Below are 9,347 nucleotides of genomic sequence, written 5' to 3' on the forward strand. Positions count from 1 at the left end.
ACTCCGCGCAGGTTTCAGCATTCAACACCCGGGGTGTCAGATGAACCTGCTGGAAAGCATGCAGGTCTACGTGCTGATCGTGGACAAGGGCAGCCTCAGTGCCGCAGCCGCGGCGATGGACATCTCGGCGACGATGGCCGGCAAGCACCTGCGAGCATTGGAAGCACGGCTGGGCATGCAGCTGTTGAGCCGTACCACGCGCCGCCAGCACATGACGCCGTTCGGCGAGGACTACTACACCCGCTGCCGGGAGATCCTGCGCCTGGTGGATGAAACCGACGCGCAGGCGCAGCACCAGCACCTGGCACCGGCGGGCACGCTGCGCATCAGTGCACCGGTGATCTTCGGCACGCATGCGCTGGTACCGGCACTGGCCGAGTACATGGCGCGCCATCCGGATGTCCGGGTCGACGCCACGCTGACCGATCGTGTGGTCGACCTTGCAGAAGAGGGCTTCGAAGCGGCGCTTCGGATCGGCACGCTGGCCGACAGCAGCATGCTGGTGGCGCGTGCGCTGACCCCTTATCGCCTGATGATGTGCGCCTCGCCGGCGTACCTGGCCAGGCATGGCACGCCACTCAGCGTGCAGGCACTTGCCGGCCATCAATGCCTGTCGTTCGAACCCAGCGCACTTGCACAGTGGCTGCAGGCCGATGCTGGCGGGCTCGACCGCGTGCCCGATGGCAGGCTGCAGATCAACAATGGCGAAGCCCTGCGTTCGGCGGCGCTGCAAGGTCTGGGCATCGTCCTGCAATCGACGCTGCTGCTGGCCGCCGATGTCGAGGCGGGCCGCCTGGTGCAGCTGCTGCCAGAACACGGCCAGGCCGGTCGGCCGATGCACGTGGTCTATGCGCACGACCGTTACCACTCCACCCGCCTGCGCAGCTTCCTCGACTTCCTGGTGGAGCGCTTTCCAGCGGCGCCGCAGGGCTAGCGCCGATCGTCAGCAAAACAGTCGAGCCTGGCTCGACGCTACAAACGGCCCATAAAAAAACCCCCTCCCCGCTGGGCAGCCAGGGAAGGGGGTTTCAGGATGCGGCTATCGGGAAGTACTTAGATCAGCGGCGCCGGGGTTGCCGGCAGAGCGACCGGAGCGGCCTTCTTCTTGCGGGCGGCCGGCTTGCGCTTGGCAACCTTCTTCGCTGCCTTCTTCGGGGCAGCCTTCTTGGTGGCCTTCTTCGCGGTCTTCTTTACTGCCTTCTTGGCGGTCTTCTTGACGGCCTTCTTGGCAGTCGCCTTCTTTGCGACCTTCTTGGCCGGCTTGCGGGCCGTAGCCTTCTTGGCAGTCTTCTTGGTGGCCTTCTTGGCTACCTTCTTGACGGCCTTCTTCGCGGTCTTCTTGACGGCCTTCTTGGCAGTGGACTTCTTGGCTACCTTCTTCGCCGCCTTCTTCACTGCCTTCTTCGCAGTGGTCTTCTTGGCGACCTTCTTCGCAGCCTTCTTCACTGCCTTCTTGGCGGTCGCCTTCTTCGCGACCTTCTTCACTGCCTTCTTGGCAGCGGCCTTCTTCGCGACCTTCTTCACCGCTTTCTTGGCGGCGGGCTTCTTCTTCGCAGCTTTCTTGGTTGCCATGGGATGGCTCCTCGTCAGTGATAGGGAGTTGAAACGCCCAGTTGGATCAAACCCGCGGATGCTGCGTGCGGGGACCGCCGGCGCGTCAGGCGCGCCGTTACGGATGCGGCAATGCCCGCCTCGATCGGCGGAGCGGGCATCGGAACGGGAGTTGCCTTGCATTTCTCCGGGGGAAGCGGGGCCATGTCCACCGTCATCAGGGTCGCGGTGGTCTTGAAGGGGCTGCTTCGCATCGGACGATTGATTCTGCGCACTCGGTTGGGCAGGCAAGGTCTGCTGAGGCGAAACCTAATCACGGTTTTTTTTACTGTCAACAACCCCCGCGAAAAATTTTCACATCCGCGCCGTCCCGGGCGCCGCCGGCGCCACCACTCTGCACGGCCTGCAACGACGGCGGAAGCGGCGCGCACGCGCGTTGCCTGCATCGATGCCAATGCAGGCGTTGATCAAAAAACACTTGAAATAAGCACTCCGCGCAGATAGGCGCAGGTTGGGCACAACAGCGCACGCGCAACGTCGATGGTCACCGGCACCGCCGCCAACGCCAGCACAACGGCGCCGCAACGGGGGGCGAAAAGTTTTCACATTCGAACGCTTCGGCGCGGGGCTGAAACGCGGATTTGCGCAAAACTGCGCACGCCCATCGGCACCGTTCGTCTGTCGGCTGATGCCACGCCGAGGGTGCGCAGCGAACCCCGCGTCATGAGTCCGACGCGGTCGCCAAAACAAAAACGGCCACCCGAAGGTGGCCGTTCCAGAATCCGGAAACGACGACTCAGTGGTCTTCGTTCTCCAGGGCTTCAGCGTACGCGTCCGGGTCCAGCAGCTCGTTGACCTCTTCGGCGTTGGTCAGTTCGACCACGAACATCCAGCCTTCGCCGTAGGCATCTTCGTTGATGGTTTCCGGCTTGTCGGACAGGGCCGAGTTGACCTCGACGACCTTGCCGCTGATCGGGCTGTAGACGTCCGAGGCGGCCTTCACCGACTCGACGACGGCGATCTGCTCGCCGGCCTTGGCGTCGGCGCCGACTTCCGGCAGTTCGACGTAGACCAGGTCACCCAGCAGGCCCTGGGCGTGGTCGGAAATACCGACGGTGACGCGGCCATTGCCTTCGACACGGGCCCACTCATGGGACTTGAGGAACTTGAGGTCGCCGGGGATCTCGCTCATGGGACTGCTCCAGAGATATGCAGGGGTGGAAAAAACGGGGCTAGTGTAACCAAACGGCCGCCACTGCTGTCAGTGACGACCGGCACGTTCGGATCAGGCGTCGGCGAGCACGCCGGGCTGGGCCTGGCCTTCGCGCACGAACGGGAACTTGACCACGCGCACCGGCACCTGCCGGCCGCGGATGTCGACGGTGACCTCGCCGAGTTCACCGGCCGGCACGCGGGCGAAGGCGATGCCCTTGGCCAGGGTCGGCGAGAAGGTACCGGACAGGATCTCGCCCTGGCCGCCTGCGGTGGTCACCGCCTGGCCGTGGCGCAGCACGCCCTTCTCGTCCATCACCAGGCCGATCATCTGGCGCGCGGTGCCGGCGGCCTTCTGCGCCTCCAGCACGTCGCGGCCGATGAAGTCGCGGCCTTCATCCAGCGACACGGTCCAGGCCAGCGCCGCTTCATACGGGCTGATCGCTTCGTCCATGTCCTGGCCGTACAGGTTCATGCCGGCTTCCAGGCGCAGGGTGTCGCGCGCGCCGAGCCCGGCCGGCTTCACGCCTGCCGCCAGCAGGCGGTTCCAGAAGGCGACCACGGCATCCTGCGGCAGCAGGATCTCGAAACCGTCTTCACCGGTGTAGCCGGTGCGGGCGACGAACAGCTCGACGCCGTCGTCGGACTGCGCCTGCAGGGCGGCGAAGCGGCCCAGCTTGGTCAGCGCTGCACGGTCGGCTTCGCGGGCCAGGCCGATCACGATGTCGCGCGCCTGCGGGCCCTGCACGGCGAGGATGGCCAGGTCCGGGCGCTGCTCGACGGAAACGCCGAACGGTGCCGCCTGCTCGCGCAGCCAGGCCAGGTCCTTCTCGCGGGTGGAGGCATTGACCACCATGCGGAAGAAATCGTCGCCCAGGTAGTAGACGATCAGGTCGTCGATGACGCCGCCGCGCGGGTTCAGCATGCACGAGTACAGCGCCTTGCCGGTCACCTTCAGCTTGTCGACCGAGTTGGCCAGCAGGCGGCGCAGGAACGGCTTGACCTGGTCACCGCGCAGGTCGACCACGGTCATGTGGCTGACGTCGAACACACCGGACTCGCGGCGCACCAGGTGGTGCTCGTCCAGCTGCGAGCCGTAGTGGATGGGCATGTCCCAACCCCCGAAATCGACCATCTTGGCGCCAAGGGCGCGGTGGGTATCGTTGAGCAGCGTCTTCTGGGTCATGACCGGATCCGGCAGCAGAGGAAACAAGAATCCCCATTATCCCAGATCGGTCGCCCGCAGGCGTGCCGCAGCGCAGCGGTTCGTGGAAGCGGAAGCGCGGCCCGCCCCACCCTTTCCCTTTCGGGCGAGGCAATGGCTTCCCCCGCAACCGCCTGCTACAGGCGCACCCGCCCGCGCAGGATGTCGGCGAACATCACCCAGTCACCCATGAATGAATACAGCGGATGCCGAAAGGTCGCCGGGCGGTTCTTCTCGAAGAAGAAATGACCGACCCAGGCGAATCCGTAACCGCAGAACAACGCGGCCAGCAGGAGCAGCGGCTGGCCGCGCAGCACGGCAGCAGCCACCAGCAGCAGCACTCCGCAGCTGCCGATGAAATGCAGTCGCCGCGAGACCGGGTGGCGGTGCTCGCTGAGGTAGAACGGGTAGAACTCGCGGAAGCTGGCGAAGCGGGACATGTGCGTGCTCCGGGGCCGTGGTCACTGCCATCATGCGCCTTCCGCGGAGGCGCCGCTGCGCGCTTGCCGGGCGTGGCCCGGCGGCCGTTGCAGAGCCTGGCTCGACGTTACACCGGGGGCGTGCGTGGACCGAACATGATCACCGCCATGCCGGCCAGGCACAGGGCTGCACCGAACAGGTCCCAGCGGCTGGGGCGGATGCCGTCGACCAGCCACAACCAGAACAGCGCGGTGCCGATGTAGACGCCACCGTAGGCGGCATAGACCCGTCCACTGGCGGTGGGGTGCAGGGTCAGCAGCCAGGCGAACAGGGCCAGGCTGGCCGCCGCCGGCAGCAGCAGCCAGATACTGCCGCCCTTGCGCAGCCACAGCCACGGCAGATAGCAACCGATGATCTCGGCCAGCGCGGTCAGCAGGAACAGGCCGAGCGTCTTCACGCTTTTTCCGCTGCCTTGGCGTGCTGCCACAGTGCTTCCTGCGCATCCAGGTCCAGTGCGGCCAGCGCCTCGCCCTGGGCGGCGGCCTGCGCTTCCATCGCGCGGAAGCGCCGCTCGAACTTGTGGTTGGCCCCGCGCAGTGCGGCGCCCAGATCGATATCGGCGTGCCGGGCAAGGTTGGCGCAGACGAACAGCAGGTCGCCCAGTTCTTCCTGCAGGCGCGCCTTGTTGCCGGCGATATCTCCGCGCTCGAATTCCTCGCGCAGCTCCTGCAGCTCCTCGGCCGCCTTGTCCAGCACCGGCAACGGGCCCGGCCAGTCGAACCCGACCTTGGCCGCGCGCGACTGCAGCTTCACGGCGCGCTGCCATTCCGGCAGGCCACGCGAGATACCGGCCAGTGCGGAGGTGTCCTGCTCGCCCTTGGCGGCACGCTCTGCGCGCTTGATCGCCTCCCAGTTGCGCATCACCCCATCGGCATCGTCGACGCTGACATCGGCGAACACGTGCGGGTGACGGCGCTGCATCTTGTCGCTGATCGCACGGGCGACCTCGGCGAAGGCGAATGCCCCCTGCTCCTCGGCCATGCGTGCGTGGAACACCACCTGCAGCAGCAGGTCGCCGAGCTCGTCGCAGAGATCGTCCAGGTCCCCCCGGTCGATCGCATCGGCGACCTCGTAGGCTTCCTCGATGGTGTACGGCGCGATGGTCGCGAAGTCCTGTTCCAGGTCCCACGGGCAGCCGCCCTGCGGATCGCGCAGTCGCGCCATGATCGACAGCAGGCGCTCGAGTTCGTTGCTGGCGGCACTGCCGGTGGTGGGGGTATCGTGCGCGCTCATGCGGGCTCCAGGTTCAGTCGGATAACCAGTCGCGCCACGGCAGACTGGTATCACCAAGGGCAATGAAATCGCCGTTCAACAGGGTCTCGCGGCGGTTGTAGCGGAAGGGCTTGCCGGTCGCCGCCGACAGCACCGCGCCACCGGCGGCATGCAGCACGCACTGGCCGGCGGCGGTATCCCATTCAGAGGTCGGGCCGAGCCGCGGATAGACATCCAGGCCGCCTTCGGCAATCCGGCAGAATTTCAGCGACGAGCCCTGCGCGATGGTCTCGATGCGGCCCATGCGCGCCAGCAGCGCCTCGGTTTCCGGCGAGCGGTGCGAACGGCTGGCGGCGACGCGCAGCGGAGCAGTGGCCGGCGTGCGGGTACGCAGCACGGTGTCGTGCAGGCCCTGCCGCCGATAGGCAAGTTCACCGCGCATGGCATGCCAGACGATGCCGGTGACCGGCGCCAGCACCACGCCGAAGGCCGGCGCGCCCTGGTAGATCAAGGCGATGTTGACACTGAACTCACCGTTGCGCTTGACGAACTCGCGGGTGCCGTCGAGTGGGTCCACCAGCCAGTAGGCGCCCCAGTGGCGGCGCTGCTCCCAGCCCACCTGCGCCGATTCCTCGGACAGGATCGGCAGGTCCGGGGTCAGCTGGCGCAGGCCCAGCTCAATGACCTGGTTGGCGGCCAGGTCAGCGGCGGTGACCGGGCTGTTGTCGTCCTTGATCTGCACGTCGAAGCCATCGGCATACACCTGCATGATGGCCTGTCCGGCTTCCTGGGCGATGGCGATGGCGGTCTCGCGCAGGTCCGTCGTCAGCTTGATCATCGCGTTCCCTGCAGCCACTGGCGGGCAATGAACAGCGCCGCCAGCGAGCGTCCCTCGGAGAAGTCCTCGCGCAGCATCAGCTGGTCCAGTTCGGCCAGCTTCCACGGCACCACTTCCAGCTCTTCGGGCTCGTCGCCGGCCAGTTTTTCCGGGTACAGGTCGCGCGCCACCACCAGCCACGACTGGTGGCTCATGTAGGTCGGAGCCAGGGTCATCGCGCGCAGCACGTCGACCCGGCGCGCGCCATAACCGGCTTCTTCCTTCAGTTCGCGGTCGGCCGCCTGCTCAGGCGTCTCGCCGGCATCGATACGGCCCTTCACCAGCCCCAGCTCGTAACGGTGCATGCCGGCGGCGTATTCACGCACCAGCAGCACGGTTTCGTCATCGAGCATCGGCACCACCACCACCGCACCGTGCCCACGGCTGACGAGGCGCTCGAAGCGGCGGCGTTCGCCGTTGGAGAACTCCAGGTCCAGGTGCTGGCGCTGGAAGGGGCCGTTCTCCTCATCGGTGATCCGATGGATGATCGGCAAGCGACGGCCGGCACGGTCATCGTTCATGCGGAATCTCCGCGGCGCCCGGCGGCTGCGCCGGGGCCGATAGAATGTGCAGGCAGCAACATGTTCATGAGCCCGAAATGCTAGCAGACCCAACCCCCTCCCCGCTGGCCCGCCACTGGCGGCAGCGCGACCTGCAGGTGCTGTGGCACCCGTGCACGCAGATGCGTGAGCATCCGGACACCCTGCCGCTGGTGCCGATCGCCCGTGGCGAAGGTGCCTGGCTGATCGACCACGACGGCAACCGCTATCTGGATGCGGTGAGCAGCTGGTGGACCAATCTGTTCGGCCACGCCGAACCACGCATCGGTGGCGCCATCGCCGCCCAGGCCGGGCAGCTGGAACAGGTGATGCTGGCCGGCTTCGGCCACGAGCCTGCGATCACCCTGGCCGAACGCCTGCTGGCACTGGCCCCCCGCCAGCCCGGCCGCGCGCCGCTGGCCAAGGTGTTCTATGCCGACAATGGTTCAGCCGGCGTGGAAGTGGCGCTGAAGATGGCCTTCCAGTATTTCCAGAACCGCGGAGAGCCGCGCCGCACGCGCTTCATCGCGCTCGAGAATGGCTACCACGGCGAGACCCTGGGCGCGCTGGCGCTGGGCGACATTCCGCTGTATCGCCGCGTCTATGCACCGCTGCTGGCCGAAGGCCTGTTCGCACCCTCACCCGATGCCTACCTGGCCGAACCCGGCCAGAGCGCGGCCGATCGCGCGCGGCAGGCGGCCGATGGCCTGGCCACGCTGTTCGACCAGCACCCGGGCGAGATCTGCGCGGTGATCCTGGAACCGCGCCTGCAGTGTGCCGGCGGCATGCGCATGCATGACCCGGTCTACCTGCAGCGCGTGCGCGAACTGTGCGATGCCCATGGCGCGTTCATGATCGCCGACGAGATCGCCACCGGCTTCGGCCGCACCGGCACCCTGTTCGCCTGCGAGCAGGCCGGGGTGATGCCGGACCTGATGTGCCTGTCCAAGGGACTGACCGGCGGCTTCCTGCCGCTGGCCGCGGTACTGGCCACGCAGGCACTGTACGACGCCTTCCTCGACGACTCGCGCGAGCGCGCCTTCCTGCATTCGCACAGCTACACCGGCAACCCACTGGCCTGCGCCGCAGCGCTGGCGACGCTGGACATCTTCCGCGACGACGATGTGATCGCGCGCAACCGGGGCATCGCCTCGGTGATGGGCACGCTGGCGGCACCGTTTGCCGACCACCCGCACGTGGCCGACGTGCGCCAGGCCGGCATGGTGGTGGCCTTCGAGCTGTCGCGCGACGGCGACAAGCGCACGCCGTTCGATCCGGGCCTGCGGCTGGGCCTGCAGGCCTACAAGGCCGCGCTCAAGCGCGGCGTGGTGCTGCGCCCGCTGGGCGACGTGCTGTACTGGATGCCACCCTATTGCGTGGATGACGAACAACTGGAGCTGCTGGCACACACCACGCTGGCGGCCATCGACGAGGCGATTGCATGCGCGTGACCCGCTGCCCCATCGACCTGGCGCTGCACAGCGGCCAGACCGTGACCCTGCCGGAAGAGACCGCCAACCATCTGGTGCGGGTGATGCGCCTGCGCGAGGGAGACACCTGCGTGCTGTTCAACGGCGACGGCCATGACTACAGCGCCACGCTGACCGTGGCCGGCAAGCGCGAAGTGCAGGTGCGCATCGACGCGGTGCAGGCCATCGACAACGAATCGCCGCTGGCGATCACCCTGCTGCAGGGCATCGCCCGTGGCGAGAAGATGGACCTGATCCTGCAGAAGGCGACCGAACTGGGCGTGGCCTCGATCATTCCGGTCAACGCCGAGCGCACCGAGGTGAAGCTGGATGCGGCACGGGCCGAGAAGCGCGTGGCGCACTGGAACAACGTGGTGACCTCGGCCTGCGGCCAGTCCGGGCGTGCGCGCATTCCGCAGGTGGGATCCCCGCTGTCGCTGGCGCAGGCTGCGGCGGCGCTGCCAGCCGATTCGCTGCGGCTGACCCTGGATCCGCAGGGGGCGCATCGCCTGTCGACGCTGGAAGCCGCTCCGGCCGGCGGCATCGTGATTGCGATCGGCCCGGAAGGCGGCTGGTCGCCGCGCGACCGCGATCAACTGGCCGCGGCAGGATTCCAAGGGCTGCAACTGGGGCCGCGGATCCTGCGCACGGAAACGGCCGGGCTGGCCGCGATCGCGGCGTTGCAGGCGCGGTTGGGCGATCTGGGGTAATGCTGGTTCGTGGTAGCGCCGGCCGCTGGCCGGCATCCAGGGAATAACGAGATTGCCGGCCAGCGGCCGGCACGACCGGGAATCCGACCGGCG

Annotated in this window: 12 protein-coding genes; 4 read left to right on the forward strand and 8 right to left on the reverse strand. The window is 67.3% G+C overall.

Annotated elements, in window-relative coordinates:
• Positions 1-40: 40 nt before the first annotated feature.
• Entirely contained in the window at positions 41-934 is an 894-nt protein-coding gene (locus ACZK1G_RS17050; protein WP_101765940.1) for a LysR family transcriptional regulator, read from the forward strand.
• A 119-nt stretch (positions 935-1,053) separates the two neighbouring features.
• On the opposite strand, the gene ACZK1G_RS17055 is transcribed toward ACZK1G_RS17050, so the two are convergent.
• On the reverse strand, positions 1,054-1,572 hold the full coding sequence (locus tag ACZK1G_RS17055) for a hypothetical protein (protein WP_032130057.1): 519 nt from the start codon (positions 1,570-1,572) through the stop codon (positions 1,054-1,056).
• 183 nt (positions 1,573-1,755) lie between these two features.
• On the opposite strand from ACZK1G_RS17055, the gene ACZK1G_RS17060 reads away from it, so the two are divergent.
• Entirely contained in the window at positions 1,756-2,055 is a 300-nt protein-coding gene (locus tag ACZK1G_RS17060; protein ID WP_135967637.1) for a hypothetical protein, read from the forward strand.
• 292 nt (positions 2,056-2,347) lie between these two features.
• Here the strand turns inward: ACZK1G_RS17060 and gcvH are convergent, their stop codons facing one another.
• The 7 genes from gcvH to nudE all read right to left on the reverse strand — a co-directional run bounded on the left by gcvH (position 2,348) and on the right by nudE (position 7,057).
• Positions 2,348-2,743 (reverse strand): glycine cleavage system protein GcvH, encoded by a 396-nt coding sequence (gcvH, locus tag ACZK1G_RS17065; protein WP_006464497.1) that lies wholly within the window; start codon positions 2,741-2,743, stop codon positions 2,348-2,350.
• Between the two features lie 93 nt (positions 2,744-2,836).
• Entirely contained in the window at positions 2,837-3,949 is a 1,113-nt protein-coding gene (gene gcvT, locus ACZK1G_RS17070) for a glycine cleavage system aminomethyltransferase GcvT (protein ID WP_014038175.1), read from the reverse strand.
• Positions 3,950-4,104: 155 nt separating this feature from the next.
• Positions 4,105-4,407 carry an Mpo1-like protein gene (locus tag ACZK1G_RS17075; protein ID WP_049442982.1) on the reverse strand — a complete coding sequence of 101 codons (303 nt, stop codon included), beginning with the start codon at positions 4,405-4,407 and terminating at the stop codon, positions 4,105-4,107.
• A 107-nt stretch (positions 4,408-4,514) separates the two neighbouring features.
• Complete coding sequence (locus tag ACZK1G_RS17080; RefSeq protein WP_049442981.1) at positions 4,515-4,844, reverse strand: YnfA family protein; 330 nt, start codon at positions 4,842-4,844, stop codon at positions 4,515-4,517.
• Positions 4,841-5,680 (reverse strand): nucleoside triphosphate pyrophosphohydrolase, encoded by an 840-nt coding sequence (mazG, locus tag ACZK1G_RS17085; RefSeq protein WP_049442980.1) that lies wholly within the window; start codon positions 5,678-5,680, stop codon positions 4,841-4,843. Before mazG ends, ACZK1G_RS17080 begins: the two co-directional genes overlap by 4 nt.
• Before the next feature lie 13 nt (positions 5,681-5,693).
• A complete protein-coding gene (gene cysQ, locus ACZK1G_RS17090) occupies positions 5,694-6,497 on the reverse strand; it encodes a 3'(2'),5'-bisphosphate nucleotidase CysQ (RefSeq protein ID WP_014038179.1) in 804 nt (267 codons plus the stop codon).
• Complete coding sequence (nudE, locus tag ACZK1G_RS17095) at positions 6,494-7,057, reverse strand: ADP compounds hydrolase NudE (protein ID WP_005418435.1); 564 nt, start codon at positions 7,055-7,057, stop codon at positions 6,494-6,496. Before nudE ends, cysQ begins: the two co-directional genes overlap by 4 nt.
• Positions 7,058-7,134: 77 nt before the next feature.
• On the opposite strand from nudE, the gene bioA reads away from it, so the two are divergent.
• Together bioA and ACZK1G_RS17105 are read left to right on the forward strand one after the other, a co-directional pair.
• Positions 7,135-8,526: an adenosylmethionine--8-amino-7-oxononanoate transaminase gene (bioA, locus tag ACZK1G_RS17100; protein WP_049442979.1), complete on the forward strand. Its 1,392-nt coding sequence runs from the start codon at positions 7,135-7,137 to the stop codon at positions 8,524-8,526.
• The gene (locus tag ACZK1G_RS17105; RefSeq protein WP_049442978.1) at positions 8,517-9,254 is read left to right on the forward strand and encodes a 16S rRNA (uracil(1498)-N(3))-methyltransferase; all 738 of its coding nucleotides are present in this window, start codon (positions 8,517-8,519) and stop codon (positions 9,252-9,254) included. Before bioA ends, ACZK1G_RS17105 begins: the two co-directional genes overlap by 10 nt.
• Positions 9,255-9,347: the final 93 nt, after the last annotated feature.

The organism is Stenotrophomonas sp. 109824_Sma (genome assembly GCF_056480025.1).